The 19,001-nt window shown below is 37.8% G+C and carries 16 protein-coding genes, 6 tRNA genes and 2 rRNA genes; 20 read left to right on the top strand and 4 right to left on the bottom strand.

Going from position 1 to position 19,001, the window contains the following annotated elements; genetic code table 11:
- The first annotated feature begins 87 nt into the window (after positions 1-87).
- The 6 genes from FBR08_RS09850 (at position 88) to FBR08_RS09875 (ending at position 8,102) form a co-directional block, all read left to right on the top strand.
- Positions 88-2,968: ribosomal RNA gene (locus tag FBR08_RS09850) — 23S ribosomal RNA — on the top strand.
- A gap of 117 nt (positions 2,969-3,085) precedes the next feature.
- Positions 3,086-3,195, top strand: a 5S ribosomal RNA gene (gene rrf, locus FBR08_RS09855).
- A 737-nt stretch (positions 3,196-3,932) separates the two neighbouring features.
- On the top strand, positions 3,933-4,406 hold the full coding sequence (locus FBR08_RS09860; protein ID WP_158962550.1) for an Lrp/AsnC family transcriptional regulator: 474 nt from the start codon (positions 3,933-3,935) through the stop codon (positions 4,404-4,406).
- Between the two features lie 2 nt (positions 4,407-4,408).
- Positions 4,409-5,434, top strand: a complete 1,026-nt coding sequence (locus tag FBR08_RS09865) for an EamA family transporter (RefSeq protein ID WP_158962551.1) — start codon at positions 4,409-4,411, stop codon at positions 5,432-5,434.
- Between the two features lie 265 nt (positions 5,435-5,699).
- On the top strand, positions 5,700-7,454 hold the full coding sequence (gene rpsA, locus FBR08_RS09870; RefSeq protein WP_158962552.1) for a 30S ribosomal protein S1: 1,755 nt from the start codon (positions 5,700-5,702) through the stop codon (positions 7,452-7,454).
- Between the two features lie 132 nt (positions 7,455-7,586).
- A complete protein-coding gene (locus FBR08_RS09875) occupies positions 7,587-8,102 on the top strand; it encodes a GNAT family N-acetyltransferase (protein WP_158962553.1) in 516 nt (171 codons plus the stop codon).
- 41 nt (positions 8,103-8,143) lie between these two features.
- Here the strand turns inward: FBR08_RS09875 and pepT are convergent, their stop codons facing one another.
- Positions 8,144-9,385 (bottom strand): peptidase T, encoded by a 1,242-nt coding sequence (gene pepT, locus FBR08_RS09880; RefSeq protein ID WP_158962554.1) that lies wholly within the window; start codon positions 9,383-9,385, stop codon positions 8,144-8,146.
- Between the two features lie 201 nt (positions 9,386-9,586).
- On the opposite strand from pepT, the gene FBR08_RS09885 reads away from it, so the two are divergent.
- Genes FBR08_RS09885 through FBR08_RS09895 form a run of 3 tightly spaced genes read left to right on the top strand, consistent with a single transcriptional unit; the run spans position 9,587 to position 11,988 of the window.
- Positions 9,587-10,402 (top strand): alpha/beta hydrolase, encoded by an 816-nt coding sequence (locus FBR08_RS09885; RefSeq protein ID WP_158962555.1) that lies wholly within the window; start codon positions 9,587-9,589, stop codon positions 10,400-10,402.
- Positions 10,403-10,411: 9 nt separating this feature from the next.
- Complete coding sequence (locus tag FBR08_RS09890; protein WP_158962556.1) at positions 10,412-10,975, top strand: pseudouridine synthase; 564 nt, start codon at positions 10,412-10,414, stop codon at positions 10,973-10,975.
- Positions 10,976-10,986: 11 nt separating this feature from the next.
- Entirely contained in the window at positions 10,987-11,988 is a 1,002-nt protein-coding gene (locus tag FBR08_RS09895) for a cation diffusion facilitator family transporter (protein ID WP_158962557.1), read from the top strand.
- Here the strand turns inward: FBR08_RS09895 and FBR08_RS09900 are convergent.
- Positions 11,972-12,745, bottom strand: coding sequence for an ABC transporter ATP-binding protein (locus tag FBR08_RS09900; protein ID WP_158962558.1), 774 nt, complete (start codon positions 12,743-12,745; stop codon positions 11,972-11,974). The two genes, FBR08_RS09895 and FBR08_RS09900, sit on opposite strands and share 17 nt — an antisense overlap.
- Positions 12,746-12,911: 166 nt before the next feature.
- Here FBR08_RS09900 and FBR08_RS09905 point away from each other — a divergent pair, with 166 nt between their 5' ends.
- Both FBR08_RS09905 and FBR08_RS09910 read left to right on the top strand, forming a co-directional pair.
- A complete protein-coding gene (locus FBR08_RS09905; protein WP_158962559.1) occupies positions 12,912-13,763 on the top strand; it encodes a transketolase in 852 nt (283 codons plus the stop codon).
- 21 nt (positions 13,764-13,784) lie between these two features.
- Positions 13,785-14,747 (top strand): transketolase family protein, encoded by a 963-nt coding sequence (locus FBR08_RS09910; RefSeq protein ID WP_158962560.1) that lies wholly within the window; start codon positions 13,785-13,787, stop codon positions 14,745-14,747.
- Between the two features lie 119 nt (positions 14,748-14,866).
- On the opposite strand, the gene FBR08_RS09915 is transcribed toward FBR08_RS09910, so the two are convergent.
- Entirely contained in the window at positions 14,867-15,958 is a 1,092-nt protein-coding gene (locus FBR08_RS09915) for a hypothetical protein (protein WP_158962561.1), read from the bottom strand.
- A gap of 82 nt (positions 15,959-16,040) precedes the next feature.
- On the opposite strand from FBR08_RS09915, the gene FBR08_RS09920 reads away from it, so the two are divergent.
- From FBR08_RS09920 to FBR08_RS09930, 3 genes are read left to right on the top strand one after another with little or no spacing between them, the layout of a single operon-like run.
- Positions 16,041-16,430, top strand: coding sequence for an RNA-binding S4 domain-containing protein (locus FBR08_RS09920; RefSeq protein ID WP_158962562.1), 390 nt, complete (start codon positions 16,041-16,043; stop codon positions 16,428-16,430).
- Positions 16,420-17,001, top strand: coding sequence for a methyltransferase domain-containing protein (locus FBR08_RS09925; RefSeq protein WP_199268588.1), 582 nt, complete (start codon positions 16,420-16,422; stop codon positions 16,999-17,001). The genes FBR08_RS09920 and FBR08_RS09925 overlap by 11 nt, the downstream gene beginning before the upstream one ends.
- A complete protein-coding gene (locus FBR08_RS09930; protein ID WP_158962564.1) occupies positions 16,998-17,495 on the top strand; it encodes a phosphoribosyltransferase family protein in 498 nt (165 codons plus the stop codon). Before FBR08_RS09925 ends, FBR08_RS09930 begins: the two co-directional genes overlap by 4 nt.
- Here FBR08_RS09930 and FBR08_RS09935 read toward each other — a convergent pair.
- Positions 17,492-18,013 carry a shikimate kinase gene (locus FBR08_RS09935; protein WP_233266086.1) on the bottom strand — a complete coding sequence of 174 codons (522 nt, stop codon included), beginning with the start codon at positions 18,011-18,013 and terminating at the stop codon, positions 17,492-17,494. The two genes, FBR08_RS09930 and FBR08_RS09935, sit on opposite strands and share 4 nt — an antisense overlap.
- Before the next feature lie 138 nt (positions 18,014-18,151).
- On the opposite strand from FBR08_RS09935, the gene FBR08_RS09940 reads away from it, so the two are divergent.
- From FBR08_RS09940 to FBR08_RS09965, 6 genes are all read left to right on the top strand, one after another.
- Positions 18,152-18,224 (top strand) — tRNA-Lys (locus FBR08_RS09940).
- A gap of 31 nt (positions 18,225-18,255) precedes the next feature.
- Positions 18,256-18,328 (top strand) — tRNA-Lys (locus tag FBR08_RS09945).
- 51 nt (positions 18,329-18,379) lie between these two features.
- A tRNA-Lys gene (locus FBR08_RS09950) sits at positions 18,380-18,452 on the top strand.
- Positions 18,453-18,491: 39 nt separating this feature from the next.
- Positions 18,492-18,564: transfer RNA gene (locus tag FBR08_RS09955), tRNA-Lys, on the top strand.
- Between the two features lie 41 nt (positions 18,565-18,605).
- Positions 18,606-18,678: transfer RNA gene (locus FBR08_RS09960), tRNA-Lys, on the top strand.
- Between the two features lie 95 nt (positions 18,679-18,773).
- A tRNA-Leu gene (locus tag FBR08_RS09965) sits at positions 18,774-18,855 on the top strand.
- Positions 18,856-19,001 lie beyond the last annotated feature (146 nt).

Raw genomic sequence — 19,001 nt, forward strand, 5'->3', positions numbered from 1 at the left:
TTGTAACGACAAATACAGTTAGATAGTAATTCATATTATTATTTAATAAAAATTTTATAGAAAGTACGATTCGAAAGAATTGTAAGCACATAAGCAAAATAAGGGCGTATGGGGAATGCCTAGGCTCTCAGAGGCGAGGAAGGACGTGATAAGCTGCGAAAAGCTACGGGGATTGGCACACACGAATTGATCCGTAGATATCCGAATGGGGCAACCCACTATGTTGAAGACATAGTATCCGAATAGGAGGCGAACCTGCTGAACTGAAACATCTAAGTAGGCAGAGGAGAAGAAAACAAAAGTGATTCCGCTAGTAGTGGCGAGCGAACGCGGAATAGCCCAAACCAATGTTGTTACGGCAATATTGGGGTTGTAGGACCACGACATTTCTTGCGGATTGAATTAGAATTACCTGGAAAGGTAAACCGAAGAGGGTGATAGTCCCGTATAAGTAAGAGAAGATAAGGATAGTGGTATCCTGAGTAGGTCGGGGCACGTGAAACCCTGATTGAAACTGGCGGGACCATCCGCTAAGGCTAAATACTCCTGAGAGACCGATAGTGAACCAGTACCGTGAGGGAAAGGTGAAAAGAACCGTGAATAACGGAGTGAAATAGATCCTGAAACCATACGCCTACAAGCGGTCGGAGCCCCTTTGTGGGGTGACGGCGTGCCTTTTGCATAATGAGCCTACGAGTTACCGTTGCTGGCAAGGATAAGTGATTAAGTCATGGATCCGTAGCGAAAGCGAGTCTTAATAGGGCGCTTTAGTCAGTAGTGGTAGACGCGAAACCGTGTGATCTACCCATGGGCAGGTTGAAGTTTAGGTAACACTAAATGGAGGACCGAACCGTTTAACGCTGAAAAGTTTTCGGATGACCTGTGGGTAGGGGTGAAAGGCCAATCAAACTCGGAAATAGCTCGTACTCCCCGAAATGCATTTAGGTGCAGCGATGATCATAGTTACTTAGAGGTAGAGCTACTGATTGGATGCGGGGGCTTCACCGCCTACCAATTCCTGACAAACTCCGAATGCTAATTAATGATAATCATCAGTGAGGGCATGGGTGCTAAGGTCCATGTCCGAGAGGGAAAGAACCCAGACCATCAGCTAAGGTCCCCAAATGTATACTAAGTTGAAAAAACGCGGTTTGATTGCCCAGACAGCTAGGATGTTGGCTTGGAAGCAGCCATTCATTTAAAGAGTGCGTAACAGCTCACTAGTCGAGCGATCGAGCATGGATAATAATCGGGCATAAGTATACTACCGAAGCTATGGATTTACGTTTTAAACGTGAGTGGTAGGGGAGCATTCTATCGACGTAGAAGCCGTACTGTGAGGTATGGTGGAGTTTATAGAAAAGAAAATGTAGGCATAAGTAACGATAAGGGGTGCGAGAAACACCCCCGCCGTAAGACTAAGGTTTCCTGAGCTATGCTAATCAGCTTAGGGTTAGTCGGGACCTAAGGCACACCCGAAGGGGGACGTCGATGGCCAACGGGTTAATATTCCCGTACTACTAATAATTGTGATGGAGTGACACAGTGATGAAAGCACCGCGAACTGACGGAATAGTTCGTTGAAGCACGTACCTATATCAGCTATAGTAAAATGCGTAGTTGATGGAGAAATGCGATAGTACTCAGCGTTTTCGAACAACGAGATAGTGTGCCTAAGGGCTGTCAAGAAAAGCTTCTAAACTTAGATTATTAGTACCCGTACCGTAAACCGACACAGGTAGTCGAGGAGAGTATCCTAAGGCGCTCGAGAGATTCATGGCTAAGGAACTAGGCAAAATAGACCTGTAACTTCGGGAGAAAGGTCGCCAGCGCAAGCTGGCCGCAGTGAAAAGGTCCAGGCGACTGTTTATCAAAAACACAGGGCTCTGCAAAATCGTAAGATGAGGTATAGGGCCTGACACCTGCCCGGTGCTGGAAGGTTAAGAGGAGATGTTATTCGCAAGAAGAAGCATTGAATTGAAGCCCCAGTAAACGGCGGCCGTAACTATAACGGTCCTAAGGTAGCGAAATTCCTTGTCGGGTAAGTTCCGACCTGCACGAATGGTGTAACGATCTGGACACTGTCTCAGCCATGAGCTCGGTGAAATTGTAGTATCGGTGAAGATGCCGATTACCCGCAGTGGGACGAAAAGACCCTGTGCACCTTTACTATAGCTTAGTATTGTTCTTGGATAAGTGATGTGTAGGATAGGTGGGAGACTTCGATCCTGCGTCGCCAGGCGTAGGTTAGTCATTGTTGAAATACCACCCTTTGCTTATTTGAGATCTAACTCTGCATTGCAGAGGACATTGCTTGGTGGGTAGTTTGACTGGGGTGGTCGCCTCCAAAAGAGTAACGGAGGCTTCTAAAGGTTCCCTCAGCACGCTTGGTAACCGTGCGTAGAGTGCAATGGCATAAGGGAGCTTGACTGGGAGACTAACAAGTCGATCAGGTACGAAAGTAGAGCATAGTGATCCGGTGGTTCCGCATGGAAGGGCCATCGCTCAAAGGATAAAAGGTACGCCGGGGATAACAGGCTGATCTCCCCCAAGAGCTCATATCGACGGGGGGGTTTGGCACCTCGATGTCGGCTCGTCACATCCTGGGGCTGGAGAAGGTCCCAAGGGTTGGGCTGTTCGCCCATTAAAGTGGCACGCGAGCTGGGTTCAGAACGTCGTGAGACAGTTCGGTCTCTATCTACTGTGGGCGTTAGAAATTTGAGTGGATCTGATTCTAGTACGAGAGGACCGAATTGGACCAACCTCTAGTGCATCTGTTGTCTCGCCAGGGGCATCGCAGAGTAGCTACGTTGGGCAGGGATAAGCGCTGAAAGCATATAAGTGCGAAACCCACCACAAGATGAGATTTCTTTAAAGGGCCGTTGAAGATGACAACGTTGATAGGCTATAGATGTAAAGGCAGTAATGTCATAGTCGAGTAGTACTAATAGCCCGTAAGCTTATGTGTATCTCCCTCTACCTTGTGTAGAGGGAGGGCAACTTTCTAAAAAAAGTAAGTATTTGTTACGTTATAATATACAATATTAGTTATAGGATCCTTTTTAGGAATTTATAACAACCGCTTTAGGGTGGTTATTGCGGCGGGGCTCACCTCTTTCCATTTCGAACAGAGAAGTTAAGCCCGCTAGCGCAGATGGTACTGCCTCACGGTGGGAGAGTATGTCGTCGCCCTTCTTTTAAAAAGCCTGATTACGTTAGTAGTCAGGCTTTTTTGTTTTATGCTTTTTTGGGGGTTGTGGGTTGATTGTTGTGAAGATGGTCGATTAAAAACGGTTCTCCTTATTTAAGAGATGTTCAAACAACCAACGACAAGCGACAAACCCCTCATCCTCTCACCTTATTTAAAAGGAAAGCCTCTCTTATTTAGAGAATATTCAAACAACCAACGACAAACAACACCATACAACTCATCAACTCATCAACTCATCAAATCACCTTATTTAAAAGGAAAGTCTCTCTTATTTAGAAATGTTCAAACAACCAACGACAAACACCAAACAACTCACCCTCTCATCAACTCACCTTATTTTGGAATGTTCAAACAACCAACGACAAACGACAAACCCCTCTCACCCTCTCTCCTTATTTAAAAGGAAAGTCTCTCTTATTTAGAGAATATTCAAACAACCAACGACAAGCGACAAACATCTCCCAACGAATACCTCTTCTATCTTATTCGCTTTATATCTCTGTTAATAGTGGTTTATGTTATTATTTTGACTGTATAATTAGGTAAAAAGTAGCAATATGATTTTTTTAACGGCATTTTTTTCCTAATAGTTTAATTATTGTATTTTACACAGAATTATTTTGTTTACAAATATTTAACTACCGAATATTATTCATTAAAGATTAAAGATTTCCGTATATTATTCTTTTGTATTATCTTTGCAGGGTAAAACTAGAAAACGATGGAATATAAGTTAGATGAAATTGATTTGAAGATTTTGCGCATGATGCAAGACAATGCTCGAATCAATAATTCTGAATTGGCTCGTGAACTTGGGATGGCTCCTTCCGCAGTGTTAGAACGCGTGAAGAAACTGGAACATAAAGACGCAATTGTCGCGTATCATGCAAGAGTGAATCCGAATGCAATTAATCAAAAGATGTTGTCTTTTATCTTTATTAAGGTAGATGAAATTATTGGAGATGAAAACACCGGAAAAGCCTTAGCTGAGATTCCTGAAGTACTAGAAGTACACGATATAGCTGGTGATGATGGCTATATCGTTAAAGTAAGAACATCAGATTCGATAGCGCTTGTTCATTTAATGCGCAATTCTCTATCAAAAATCGAGGGAATCATTTCGACAAGAACAATCATTGTATTGCAGACCGTAAAAGAAGATAATAAATTAATAATTCCAGACACATTAGAATAGTTATGAAAGCAGTAGCTACAAATCAAACGAATAATAAAGTAGTATTAGGAGCCTATTTGGTGGTGTACTTCGTATGGGGGTCTACTTTCTTTTTCATTCATAAAGCATTGAGTGATTTTACTCCTTTTGTTTTAGGATCGTTGCGATTTTTTGCAGCCAGTGTGATTTTATTAACGTATTGTAAAATGCGCGGCTATAAAATCTTCAACAAGCAGGTAGTAAAACAGGCTTGTATAACAGGATTTTTGTTGTTGTTTATAGATATGGGAGCTTTAATTTGGGCAGAACAGCACGTGTCAAGTGGTATTGCAGCTATTATGGCAGCAGCAGCAGCGTTGTGGTTTATTGTTTTAGACAGACCACAATGGAAACACAATTTCTCAAGTTTGCCAATTGTATTGGGTTTAATTCTAGGATTTGTTGGAGTAATTATGTTGTTTGCCGAACAAATTACCATTGCAGGAGATGAGAGTCAACGTTTATTGAACATTTTTTGTATGGTGTTGTTGATTTTAGGGTCTATTGCTTGGACAGTAGGATCCCTGTATTCTAAATATTCAAGAGCAAAAAACGAAGATAAAGGGGAAGATTTACACGTGATGGTAAAAACGTCGTGGCAAATGATTACCGCAGGGATTTTATTTACTATTGTAGCTTTGTTGAATGGTGAATATGCGCAATTTGATATCTATGAAATTTCGACTTCAGGTTGGTTTTCTTTAGCCTATTTAATCACCTTTGGTTCAATTTTAGCCTTTGGATCATACATTTGGTTGATTCAGAATAGACCTGTTACAGAAGTAAGTACCTATGCTTATGTTAATCCTGTGGTAGCGGTAGCATTAAGTTACTTCTTTACAGATGATATTATTACAAGTCTTCAAATTGGAGGATTGGTTGTAGTCTTGTTGAGTGTAGGTTTGATGAACTGGGAACTCTATAAGGATAGTAAATTCTTTAAAAAGGGGTTTTCGAAAAAGCGTTCATTAGACACGCAAGATAATGAACAACTACACATGAGTAATTAATTCTTTTTTCATTATTATAAAATGGATTAAAGCTAACGGAGCGATTCGTTAGCTTTTTTTTGCTAAGACTTTCAAGTAGAGTGATTTGATTTTAAAATTTATAGAAATATATTTTTTACAATTAAAAAATGTTGTACTTTTGCACAGCTTTTAGATCAGCGCTGTTTCACTAAAAGTCAAAGAGTTATATATGTAAAACCACTTCTGTTCTTTATTGCTGAATAACGAAACTAGATAATACAGAATACAAATTAATTATCAGCACATGTCTGAAAACATTAAAACACAGGAAGAATTTTTAAATGATTTTAATTGGGATAACTATGAAAATGGTATCGATGCAGTTGATGCAACACAATTAAAAGAGTTTGAAAGCTTAGTAGACAAAACTTTTATTTCTACAGACGACGAGGAAGTAGTTGAGGGAGTTGTAGTGAGAATTACTGACAGAGACGCTATTGTAGATATCAATGCTAAGTCTGAAGGTGTTATTTCATTAAACGAATTCCGTTACAATCCAAACTTAAAAGTAGGAGACAAAGTTGAAGTATTAATCGACGTTAGAGAAGATAAATACGGTCAATTAGTATTATCTCACAGAAAAGCTCGTACAATCAAAGCTTGGGATAGAGTTATCGCTGCTCATGAGTCTGGAGAAATCGTTAATGGTTTCGTAAAATGTAGAACTAAAGGAGGTATGATCGTTGACGTATTCGGAATCGAAGCATTCTTACCAGGTTCTCAAATCGACGTTAAGCCTATCCGTGATTACGATCAATACGTAAACAAAACAATGGAATTCAAAGTAGTTAAAATTAACCACGAATTCAAAAACGTTGTTGTGTCTCACAAAGCGCTTATCGAAGCAGATATCGAAGTACAGAAAAAAGAAATTATCGGTCAATTACAAAAAGGTCAAGTGTTAGAAGGTGTTGTTAAAAACATTACTTCTTACGGAGTATTCATTGACTTAGGAGGTGTTGACGGATTAATCCATATTACAGATTTATCTTGGTCAAGAATCAACCACCCAAGCGAGGTGTTAGAGTTAGATCAAAAATTAAATGTTGTAATTTTAGATTTCGACGACGAGAAAACAAGAATTCAATTAGGTTTAAAACAACTTTACGCTCATCCTTGGGATGCTTTAGATGCTAACTTAAACGTTGGTGATAAAGTAAAAGGAAAAGTAGTTGTTTTAGCTGATTACGGTGCTTTCATCGAAGTTGCTGAAGGTGTTGAAGGTTTAATCCACGTTTCTGAAATGTCTTGGTCTACTCACTTAAGATCAGCTCAAGATTTCGTAAAAGTTGGAGACGAGGTAGAGGCAGTTATCTTAACTCTTGATAGAGAAGAAAGAAAAATGTCTTTAGGTATTAAACAATTATCACAAGATCCTTGGACTGATATCACATCTAAGTATCCAGTAGGATCTAAGCATTCAGGTATCGTTCGTAACTTTACTAACTTTGGTGTATTCGTAGAATTAGAAGAAGGAATTGATGGATTAATCTACATCTCTGACTTATCTTGGACGAAGAAAATTAAACACCCATCGGAGTTCGTAAACGTAGGTGATAACTTAGAAGTTGTTGTATTAGAGTTAGACGTTGAAGGACGTAAATTATCTTTAGGACACAAACAAACAACTGCTAACCCTTGGGATAAATACGAAGATGCTTACGCTGTAGGTACTATCCACAATGGTGAGATTTCTGAATTAGTTGACAAAGGAGCTACTGTAATATTCGAAGAAGATGTAGTAGCTTTCATTCCAACTCGTCACTTAGAAAAAGAAGACGGTAAGAAATTGAAAAAAGCGGATTCAGCTGAATTCAAAATCATTGAGTTCAACAAAGAATTCAAAAGAGTAGTTGCTTCTCACACTGCAATTTTCCGTGAAGAAGAAGAGAAAAATGTAAAGTCTGCTGAAACTTCAGTAAACGCTACAGAAAAAACTACTTTAGGAGATATTGATGCTCTTGCTGAGTTAAAAGAAAGAATGGAAAAAGGAAACTAATCCTTTGTATCTATACAATCTTAGAAGCCCTAACACCTCGTGTTAGGGCTTTTTTTATTCTTGCTAAATAAGCTTTTTTACTTTTTGAAGCTTATCTTTGAAATTAGCCTAACTTCTAAAAAAAAACTATTTATGATTGTGTTAGAACCTTTGTGCAAAGAAGATGTGATTCCTTTTTATTCCTGGTTAAATGACGATGATGTAATAAAATACTCGATGAGTTTATTTCAGCGTTTAAATTCTCCAGAACAAATTAAAAATTGGTTTGACCGTTTATTAGAGGAACAGAACACATATAACATTGGAATTTATGTGGAAACTACGAAAGAGCTGATTGGTTATGCCGGAATTAGTGGTATTTCTACCTTAAATAAGAGTGGTGAATATTTTATTTTTATCGGAGACAAAAATCAATGGGGAAAAGGAATAGGAACAATCGTAACTCAAAAGGTTGTTGCGTATGGTTTTGAGGTACTCAATCTCCATCGCATTATGTTAACCGTCTCTCAACCGAATATTGGAGGAGTCAAAGCATATGAGCGCGCAGGTTTTAACGTAGAAGGAGTTTTGAGAGAAGCCTGCTATCGAGATGGTGCTTTTCACGATAAGATTGTCATGTCTATCCTACAATCAGAATATGAGAAATAAAAAAGCGAGCTACTAAAGCTCGCTTCTTTTGTACTATAGGGTTATTGTTTTTTAGCTGTTAACTCTGCAATCTTAACGATTACTTCTGTTGCTTTTACCATACTTTCAACTGGAACATATTCGTATTTTCCGTGGAAATTATGTCCTCCTGCAAAAATGTTTGGACAAGGTAATCCCATATAAGATAATTGAGATCCATCAGTTCCACCGCGAATGGCTTTGATTAAAGGTTTTATACCTAAATCTTTCATCGCTTGTTCTGCTGTGTCAACAATGTGCATGACAGGCTCAACTTTTTGTTTCATGTTGAAGTATTGATCTCCAATTTCGCAAGAAACAATCGGTCCACCGAATTTTTTGTTGTGCTTTTTGTTGAATTTCTTGGCTAACTTGTCGATAAATACTTTTCTTTGCTCGTATTTTTTCAAGTTGTGATCGCGGATAATCAATTCTACAACTGATTCTTCAATACTTCCACTTACAGTATGAACGTGGAAAAATCCTTCATATCCAGTCGTTTTTTGAGGCACTTCATCTTTCGGTAATTTGTTGATGAATTTATTCGCCAACAAAATAGAGTTAACCATTTTACCTTTTGCGTATCCTGGGTGTACACTCTTTCCTGAAAAAGTCAATTTCGCATATCCCGCATTGAAGTTTTCGTATTCTAATTCTCCAATTTGACTTCCATCCATGGTATAAGCCCATTCAGCACCGAATTTTTTTACATCGAATAAATGTGCGCCACGCCCAATTTCTTCATCCGGTGTAAATCCAACTCTAATTTTTCCGTGTTTTATTTCTGGATGTTGAACTAAATACTCCATCGCAGAAACAATCTCTGTAATTCCAGCTTTGTCATCCGCTCCTAGTAAAGTAGTTCCGTCAGTAGTGATTAACGTTTGACCTTTATATTGTACTAGATCTTTAAAGTAGGAAGGGGATAGAATAATGTTTAACTCTTTGTTTAAAACGATATCTCCACCATCGTAATTTGGCACAATTTGTGGTTTTACATTAGCACCAGAAAAATCAGGTGATGTATCAAAGTGCGCAATAAAACCAATCGTAGGTACTTCGTGTTCTACATTGCTTGGCAAAGTAGCCATCACATATGCGTTTTCATCTATTGTTACGTCTTCTAGACCAATTTGTTTTAGTTCCTCAACTAATTTGTTTGCTAAATCCCATTGCTTTTCAGTACTTGGGCAGGTTTGAGAAGAAGGATCAGACTCAGTATCAACAGTTACATAACTGATGAAACGATCAATAATATGTTGCATAGTATTAAATTTTATATCAAACAAAAGTATGAATTTATTAAATGATAGCCTTATAATGTCTCGCCTTTTTATTCTCGAGTATTCAAATGCAAAACTGAAAAATATTAGAATATCATTAGTAAGTCTTTTTTTTGAAAGCTTGCAATTATTTGAAAGGAAGTATTGTTGTATCTTTGGTTTTTATTTAAAATATCGCTGCAAATGAAGCATTTACTTTGTTTATTTACTTTGTTGATTGTGAATCTAGTGGGGGCTATCACTCCCGTAAAGGAGTATGTAGATTATCCTGTAAATTCAAATTTTAAATATGAAGAGGTTCGCATCAAAACGCAAGATGGATACAGCTTAAATTCGTGGATTTTATATGCGAAAGAAGGGAAAAGGTTAAATAGAACCTTGGTTTTGGCATATGGAGATGCGGGCAATATGTCGTACTGGTTGAGACAAGCCATAGAGGTTGTGAATCAAGGATATGATGTAGTATTGTTTGATTATCGCGGATTTGGCGAAAGCGATGCCTTTACCTTAGAGGAAGATCAATTGTACTATGATGAATTTGCGACGGACTTACAAGCGGTTGTTGCTTATGCAAAGACCAAATTTCAGACCAAAATAGGCGTTTGGGCTTTGTCAACAGGAACTATTGCTGCTGTTTTGGCTCGTGATGTTGAATCGTATGATTACTTAATAGCCGATGGATTTATGGTAAGCCCTAAAGCAATTGTAACAAAGTTAGATCAATTCTTACAGAAAGAAACAAAATTACCTGAACAGGCTCTCGATTATGATCAGGCACTAACGCGTTTGTCTATTCCAGTTTTATTTTTTGCTGGTGATCGCGACGGCTTGACAACAGTACAGGACAGTAATCGCGTGAAACCCTTAAATCCTAAAAGTCAAGTGGTACTGTTTAAAGGAGGACACTTACAAGGTTTTCAAGCCATGACCAATACCTATCATGGAGAAGGGTATATTGAAGCGATTAATTCTTTTTACGACAAAATTTTTGAAAAGTAGTATACGATAATGGAACACAGACATTTCCTTCTTTATAAACCACACGGCTATATCAGTCAATTTATTTACGAGAAAAAACGCACAAAAAAGAAATTAGGCGAACTATTTGATTTTCCTGAAGGAACAATGGCTATTGGAAGATTGGATGAAAATTCGGAAGGACTACTCTTGCTCACAACGGATGGGATGACTAGTGAACGTGTACGGGGTGAAAAGTACGAAAAGGAGTACTATGCCCAAGTCGATGGTCAAATAACTGATGAAGCAATTGAAGTTTTGCGAAAAGGAGTTGAAATTGGCGTCAAAGGGGAAAAGTATGTTACAAAAGAGTGCGAAGTAGACGGTTTAGGTGACGTACCCAGTTGGATTGGAGTAGGAAGGCGTATACGAGATGAAAGACATGGCCCGACAAGTTGGGTTCGAATTGTCTTAACGGAAGGTAAGTTTAGGCAAGTTCGAAAAATGACAGCCCATGTTGGTTTCCCTACCTTGCGTTTAGTACGCGTTCGAATTGGTGATATTACACTGAAGGGATTACAAGTAGGGGAAGTAAAGGAAATAGAAAAATTATAAATACACGTTTTATGAGTAGTAAAGCAGAGGAGAATTACCAATTTCAAAAGATTGTAGCGATAGTCGGGGTACTTTTGTTTATTATCAAATTAGTAGCCTGGTATATGACGCGGTCTGTAGCTATTTTTACAGATGCTTTAGAAAGTGTAGTCAACGTTATCAGTGGATTTATTGGGTTATATAGTCTCTATCTTTCTGCTCAACCCCGAGATCGAAATCACCCCTATGGACATGGAAAAGTAGAGTTTATTTCCGCGACCATTGAAGGCGGATTGATTATCATGGCGGGGATTGCTATTATCTTTGAAGGTGTGCGAAATATTATTAATCCACAACCAATTGGGCAGTTGGATTACGGAATCTTCTTAGTAGCTGTAACGGCTGTTGTGAATTACATCTTGGGATGGTATGCAATCAAAAAAGGAAAAACAAATAAGTCTTTAGCCTTAGTAGCTAGCGGAAAACACCTGCAATCTGATACGTACTCTACAGTCGGAATTATCTTGGGTTTACTGTTGTTGTATTTTACGAATTTAGACTGGTTAGATAGTGCTGTGGCCTTAATTTTTGCTGGGATTATTATCGTAACGGGGTATAAAATTGTACGAGGAGCTGTTTCGGGAATTATGGATGAAACAGATGAAGCGCTATTGAAAGAAGTGGTCGATTACCTGGAGCAAAACAGAAAAGAGAACTGGATTGATTTACACAATATGCGCATTATTAAATACGGTAGCGTATTGCATTTTGATTGCCATATGACGGTGCCTTGGTATTTTACCATTGTTGAAGGACACAAAGAAGTAGAACTATTAGAAAAAGAAATAGGTGAACATTTTGGTGAAGATTTAGAACTTTTTGTTCACATGGATGATTGTAAGACGTTTTCTTGTGGTATTTGTAGCAAACAAGAATGCCCGTTTCGAAAAGAGCCTTTTGTCCAACAAATTAAATGGACGATAGAGAATGTGTCAAAAAATAAACGACACACCCGCACTACAGAGCAAGAGTAAAACGTTTTGTTTGCCTGTCAAATTGCAGGATATCGTCTTGAAAAAAATGATCAAAAACACCATTGGAAATTAAATTTTCAATGGTGTTTTGCGTATACCCTTGTGTTTGACATACAATTCCCTCGTCGGCAAATTGAAGGGCTAATTCGATATCGTGACTGGAGAATAGAATGGTTTTATTTTCTTTTTGGGTAAGGTGTTGCAATAGTTGATATAGCTTGACTTTGTGATTTAAATCTAAATGACTTGCAGGTTCGTCTAAGATAATCAACGGTGTATTTTGCACCAAGGCACGGGCAATGAAAACTGCTTGTCGTTGGCCGTCACTTAAACGCATTAGCGGTTGTTGTAAAAAAGGAGCAAGGGCAGTGAGATCAATTGCTTTCTCAATCCAATACGCATCTTCAGCTGTATAGGAGGAGGTCCAATTGACATAGGGAATTCGACCTATTTTTAGTACTTCTAATACACTGAGATTGGAATAGGGAATAGGATCTGTTAATACAACACTAATTTCTTTTGCCAATTCCGAGGGGTGATAGGTAGTTAAATCTTTCTCATGTAGGGTAATTGTCCCGTGGATAGGACGTAATTGTCCTATTAAGGTTCGGAGCAATGTCGATTTGCCAATCCCATTGATGCCTAGCAAGGCAGTTAAGGCTTGAGGCTTGATTTGAAGATTAATATCTTTTTGAATTGAGCGAACTTGCTTTTTTTCTAGCGGATAGCCAATAGTTAAACCCTTCGTTTGTAACATGATATTCGTGTTAAAAGACAACGTACAAACTTACTACAAACTTTTTAGCTCTAGCGAATTACAGTTTAAAAAGATAAACTTCCTCGTTAGATTCGTTTGATTATAATATAGAGTACAGTAAATAAGTTTTATATTTGTTCCGTAATAAATTTAGATTGTCGAAATAATGAAACCGAACACACAACAACTAACGGAGTTAACTACACAAGTAAGAAGAGATATTCTTAGAATGGTACATGCGGTGAATTCTGGGCATCCAGGAGGTTCATTGGGGTGTGCTGAATACTTAGTGTCTTTGTATCAAGCAATCATGAACCGAAAAGAAACGTTTTCAATGGATGGAGAAGGAGAAGATTTGTTCTTCTTATCTAATGGACATATTTCTCCGGTATTCTACAGTGTATTGGCCCGTAGTGGATATTTTCCTGTGGCAGAATTAGCTACGTTCAGAAAGTTAAATACTAGATTACAAGGACATCCTTGTACGCATGATAAATTACCAGGTGTACGCATGGCTTCAGGATCTTTAGGACAAGGATTATCTGTCGGAATTGGCGCTGCTCAAGCAAAGAAATTAAACAAAGACGAACACTTAGTTTACGTTCTTTTAGGAGATGGTGAGCTTCAAGAAGGTCAAAATTGGGAAGCAATGATGTATGCTTCTGCTAATAAAGTAGATAATTTAATTGCAACAGTTGATTTAAACGGTAAACAAATTGATGGACCAACGGAAGATGTATTGAATTTAGGTTCGATGAAAGCTAAATTTGAAGCATTTGATTGGACGGTAATCGAAATTAAAGAAGGAAATTCAATAGAAGCTATCTTAAAAGGATACGAACAGGCAAAAGCGTTGACAAAACAAGGAAAACCAGTTTGTGTGTTGTTGCATACAGAAATGGGGAATGGAGTTGATTTTATGATGGGAACGCATGCTTGGCATGGAAAAGCACCTAACGATGCACAGTTGGAAGAAGCTTTAACACAAAATCCAGAAACTTCATTTGGAGATTATTAATCGATTGACTTTAGAATTATCATGAAAAAATATACAAATACAGGAAGTAAAGATACGCGTTCAGGTTTTGGAGCTGGACTTACAGAATTAGGGCAAAAAAACGAAAGCGTAGTTGCACTATGTGCCGATTTAATCGGATCGTTGAAAATGGACGATTTTAAAAAGAATCATCCTGAGCGTTTCTTTCAAGTGGGAATTGCTGAAGCAAATATGATTGGAATTGCAGCGGGGATGACAATTGGCGGGAAAATTCCTTTTACAGGAACCTTCGCTAACTTCTCAACAGGTCGCGTGTATGATCAAATCCGTCAATCGGTAGCGTACTCTGAGAAAAACGTGAAAATTTGTGCTTCACATGCGGGATTGACCTTAGGAGAAGATGGAGCAACACATCAAATTTTAGAAGATATCGGACTGATGAAGATGTTGCCCGGTATGACGGTAATTAATACGTGCGATTACAATCAAACGAAAGCAGCTACTTTAGCTATAGCAGAATATGATGGACCGGTATATTTGCGTTTTGGTCGCCCTGTTGTGCCTAACTTTATGCCTGAGAATGAAAAATTTGAAATTGGGAAAGCGGTGCTTTTACAAGAAGGAAAAGATGTTACAATTGTAGCAACAGGACATTTAGTTTGGGAGGCTTTATTAGCAGCAGAAACTTTAGAGGCAAAAGGCATTTCAGCAGAAGTAATCAATATTCACACCATTAAACCTTTAGACGAAGAAGCTATCTTGCGCTCTGTCGCAAAAACAGGATGTGTAGTAACTGCAGAAGAACACAATTTCTTAGGAGGATTAGGTGAAAGTGTTGCTCGTGTTTTAGCGTTGAACAATCCATTACCCCAAGAATTCGTTGCTGTACAAGATACTTTCGGTGAATCGGGTACTCCAGATGAGTTAATGGAAAAATATGGCTTAAAAGCAGCTAATATTGTTGAAAAAGCAGAAGTTGTGATTAATAGAAAATTTAAGAGATAATCAAGTAGGTTGATTTATAAATAAAAAGAGATGTTTTTAAAACATCTCTTTTTTTATGCCTTCTTATGTCAAAAAAAAAGCAGTTGAGAATTCAACTGCTTTGCTTTATTTAGGTGTAATTATTTACTAGGCCAAACCCATTCGCCATCAACCATAAAAGGCTTACATGTAGCATCTAGGTAGCGCGGTGTATCTGAGCAAGTTTTCAATTCAGGAGCATCATAGCTATAGTGCTTGATTTTGCCGTTAGCATCTTTATATTGTAGCTCTATTCTTGTAGGAACTCCATCTCCGTCATCGTCAATATCTAAGAAATTAGGAACACCATCTTTATTTGTGTCTAATTCAAAGTAGTCATGAACGGTTAATTCAGTACCTATTTTTTCTGGTTTTACTTCGTATTTAGAAGGAATGCCATCTAAATCGTGATCTCTTTCAAATGCTGTGATTAACGTTAAGTCAGCAATATAAGGTTGGTATGTTTTTAACGTAGAAAAGCTAGAATTAAATTGACCAACTCCAGCTGGGATGAAAGCAATAATGCGCCCAGCAGTACGCTCGTCAAAAGACGTTGTTCCATCAGGGTTAATGCCCGCATCTAGCGCTGTTTTGATGAAACTTAACATTTGGCGTTCACCTGTGTACATGCGAAGCGGAGCAGCTGCCGTTCCTCTTAACTCTGCAATGGTTTGAGGGAATGAATAAAAACCTCCTGTAGTAGGATGGTTTAACGAAGTTACTTTTTCGTTTTTCAACGTAAAGTTGTTTCTTTTTACAAAGATAGAATCAATAGGTGAACTCTTCTTTCCTTCTCCTTCATTTAATATAAGATAGTACATTCTATACTTTACTGTATCCGCAGATTTCGCATATTTAAAAATAGTTTTGTAGCGATCATACGGGTCAGGTAATGAAAATGCCGCATAATCATCATTGTTCATCAAAACTGATTTCAACCGATTATCTTCAAAAATAGTAGGTTGGTTCTTGTAGTCAGGACTTGTTATACTATCAAAAGAAATGACTCCATTGCGTTCAATCATGTAATTGTTTTTCAAATACTTTTCGATTGAAGCGATGTTTTCTGTATAAACTTCTTTGGAATCTCTAAGTGGCACAATCGGCAAACCTCCAGAATCATCACTCTTGTTACAGTTAGATACTGTAAAAGCAATCGTTAAGATACCTAAAATAGAAAATAGTCTATTCATTATTTTTGAGTTATTTTAGTAGTGCAAGATACAATTTTACTTTATTTTTGTCTTGATTATTGAAGAATTTTAATATTTAATTATGCGTATTGACAAGTATTTGTGGTGTGTACGGTATTATAAAACAAGAAATATAGCAACTGAAGCTTGTAAAAAGGGACATATTACAGTAAATGGCCAAACAGTAAAACCCTCAAGAGAAGTTTTTCCAACCGATAAAATTACGTTGAGAAGGGATCAAATTGTCTATAAACTTACTGTTTTGGACGTGCCTGCCAATAGAGTAGGGGCTAAATTAGTAGATATTTATCGCAAAGATGAGACACCTGCAGAGGCATTTGAACATTTAGATTTATTGCGTCAGACCAAAGAGTATTATAGAGCCAAAGGAACAGGTAGGCCAACAAAGAAAGACCGCAGGGATATTGATGGTTATTTGGATCACGAAGATAATGACGAGGATGATGAATAAGACATATTGGGAGGATCGCTATAGAAACAAAGAGGATTTTTGGAATGCGAAATCGATTACGACCCCTATTAAGGCCTATGTTGATCAACTGAAAGACAAAACAATACAAATATTAATCCCTGGGGTAGGGCATGGACATGAATTAGTCTATTTACAACAACAAGGATTTAAACAAAGTAAAGGACTGGATTTGACAACAATTGCTTTTGAACAGACTATTGAAAAGGAAAAAGAAATTAGTGTTGATCAGGTCGTTGTGGAAGATTTTTTTCAACATCAAGGAGTGTATGATTTAATTTTAGAACAAACTTTTTTTTGTTCCCTTCCTATTGAAAAAAGACAAGATTATGTAATGAAAATACACGAATTACTTCGGCCAAAAGGGAAATTAGTAGGCGTTTTGTTTGACGTGGTATTTGAACAACAGCAGCCGCCTTACGGAGGGAGTAAAGAGGAGTATCTCGCTTTATTTGAACCTTATTTTACAGTAGAAGTCATGGAGCGCGCTGTAAATTCCATTAAACCTAGACAAGATCGAGAATTATTTATTATATTAAAGAAAAAGATATGACACAAAAAATCATTTTAAATAAAGAGCAGATTGGATTCAAAACAAAGCGCATTGCGTATCAGATTTACGAAACCTTTTCTCACGAGCAAGAAATAGTAATTGCAGGTGTAGCAAATAGCGGTTTTATCTTTGCTCAAAAAATAGCCAAAGTATTAGAAGAGATTGCAACGATTGAAGTAAAACTATGTGAAGTACAAATAGATAAAGCAAACCCAATCAATCCAATCCGCACTTCTTTGACACCAGAGGAATATACAGGCAAAGCAATCATCTTGGTTGACGATGTTTTAAACTCAGGTGCCACATTAATTTATGGTGTAAAACACTTCTTAGATGTGCCAATAAAGAAAATGAAAACTGCGGTCTTAATTGATCGCAATCACAAGACCTATCCAATTAAGGCGGATTATAAAGGCTTATCTCTATCTACTTCTCTGTTGGAGCATATTCAGGTTGTTTTTACAGATGAAGATGAATATGCGTATTTGAGTTAGTTCACAAGTATAGCTGTTATCTCATGTACAAGTTGAGCTACGGATTTATCATCAACAACAACAATGTGTTTTGCTTGATAATAAAAATAGCTTCGATCAAATAAGTGTTTCGCAATAAAAGTTTCAAGAGTATCTTCTGTGTTGGTTTGCAACAGCGGTCGATGCTCTTTTTCTTTTTCTAGTCGTTGTGTTAGTGTTTGAATGGAAGCTTTTAAATAAAACGATTGAACGCCTTCTTGTTGTAGGAGGAGGTGATTGTTAGCATAGCAAGGCGTTCCTCCTCCTAAGCTAATAATTGCGCGTTCTTTTTGTTGTAAAAGTTGTTGTAAGACTTGGTGTTCAATTTTTCGAAAGTACACTTCTCCTTTTGTGGCGAAAATAGCGGCTATCTTTTGTTGTTGCTGTTTTTCAATTTCATGGTCTAGATCATAGTAAGAAAGTTGTAGTTCTTGTGCCAAATGTTGAGCAATTGTAGATTTTCCTGCTCCCATATAACCTAAAATAATTATTTTTTCCATAAAATAAGGGGTTGTAAAATAGTGAGTTATGCAATAATAGCCCATTTTCAGGGGATGTTGTTGACAAAAATAAAACAAAAACATGATGTTTTTTAAAAAAAACATTCTATATTTGCACCCGCAATCAGGAATTGATTAGACTCGATAGCTCAGTTGGTAGAGCACAACACTTTTAATGTTGGGGTCCTGGGTTCGAGCCCCAGTCGGGTCACAAAATTCTAACACAATTCTAAGATTGCATTGACTCGATAGCTCAGTTGGTAGAGCACAACACTTTTAATGTTGGGGTCCTGGGTTCGAGCCCCAGTCGGGTCACAAAAAAAACATACTTTTATAAAATACAAAGCAATTCTTTGGAATTGCAATGACTCGATAGCTCAGTTGGTAGAGCACAACACTTTTAATGTTGGGGTCCTGGGTTCGAGCCCCAGTCGGGTCACATATTTTATAAAAAAAACGTACAATTTATAATTGTAATGACTCGATAGCTCAGTTGGTAGAGCACAACACTTTTAATGTTGGGGTCCTGGGTTCGAGCCCCAGTCGGGTCACTTCTTTTATAAAAAATACACTTACAAGTTACATTAGTAACGACTCGATAGCTCAGTTGGTAGAGCACAACACTTTTAATGTTGGGGTCCTGGGTTCGAGCCCCAGTCGGGTCACAAAAGCTATTCCTAATCGAATGGCTTTTTTTAATTTTTTTTGCTATTTCCTTGTGAAATAAAATTGGAAAAGAATTATATTTACCCATTCACAAGGCCGGGTGGAGGAATTGGTAGACTCGCCATCTTGAGGGGGTGGTGTCGCAAGACGTATGGGTTCGAGTCCCATTTCGGTCACGAGATTACAATTTGAAGCGATTTAGAAAGATTTTTCTAAGTCGCTTTTTTGTTTGTATCTATTTGTTTTTTAGTTGATTGACTGGATTTTTAAGTCTTTTTAGTAATCTGTTTAGATTGTGTTAGATTGTATGCTAATGTTTGAA

The organism is Myroides fluvii (assembly GCF_009792295.1).
Taxonomy (GTDB): Bacteria; Bacteroidota; Bacteroidia; order Flavobacteriales; family Flavobacteriaceae; genus Flavobacterium; species Flavobacterium fluvii_A.

Coding starts and splice junctions, on each gene's coding strand:
- FBR08_RS09860 (WP_158962550.1), top strand. CDS start 3,933: ATGGAATATAAGTTAGATGAAATTGATTTGAAGATTTTGCGCATGATG.
- FBR08_RS09865 (WP_158962551.1), top strand. CDS start 4,409: ATGAAAGCAGTAGCTACAAATCAAACGAATAATAAAGTAGTATTAGGA.
- rpsA (WP_158962552.1), top strand. CDS start 5,700: ATGTCTGAAAACATTAAAACACAGGAAGAATTTTTAAATGATTTTAAT.
- FBR08_RS09875 (WP_158962553.1), top strand. CDS start 7,587: ATGATTGTGTTAGAACCTTTGTGCAAAGAAGATGTGATTCCTTTTTAT.
- pepT (WP_158962554.1), bottom strand. CDS start 9,385: ATGCAACATATTATTGATCGTTTCATCAGTTATGTAACTGTTGATACT.
- FBR08_RS09885 (WP_158962555.1), top strand. CDS start 9,587: ATGAAGCATTTACTTTGTTTATTTACTTTGTTGATTGTGAATCTAGTG.
- FBR08_RS09890 (WP_158962556.1), top strand. CDS start 10,412: ATGGAACACAGACATTTCCTTCTTTATAAACCACACGGCTATATCAGT.
- FBR08_RS09895 (WP_158962557.1), top strand. CDS start 10,987: ATGAGTAGTAAAGCAGAGGAGAATTACCAATTTCAAAAGATTGTAGCG.
- FBR08_RS09900 (WP_158962558.1), bottom strand. CDS start 12,745: ATGTTACAAACGAAGGGTTTAACTATTGGCTATCCGCTAGAAAAAAAG.
- FBR08_RS09905 (WP_158962559.1), top strand. CDS start 12,912: ATGAAACCGAACACACAACAACTAACGGAGTTAACTACACAAGTAAGA.
- FBR08_RS09910 (WP_158962560.1), top strand. CDS start 13,785: ATGAAAAAATATACAAATACAGGAAGTAAAGATACGCGTTCAGGTTTT.
- FBR08_RS09915 (WP_158962561.1), bottom strand. CDS start 15,958: ATGAATAGACTATTTTCTATTTTAGGTATCTTAACGATTGCTTTTACA.
- FBR08_RS09920 (WP_158962562.1), top strand. CDS start 16,041: ATGCGTATTGACAAGTATTTGTGGTGTGTACGGTATTATAAAACAAGA.
- FBR08_RS09925 (WP_199268588.1), top strand. CDS start 16,420: ATGATGAATAAGACATATTGGGAGGATCGCTATAGAAACAAAGAGGAT.
- FBR08_RS09930 (WP_158962564.1), top strand. CDS start 16,998: ATGACACAAAAAATCATTTTAAATAAAGAGCAGATTGGATTCAAAACA.
- FBR08_RS09935 (WP_233266086.1), bottom strand. CDS start 18,013: ATGGAAAAAATAATTATTTTAGGTTATATGGGAGCAGGAAAATCTACA.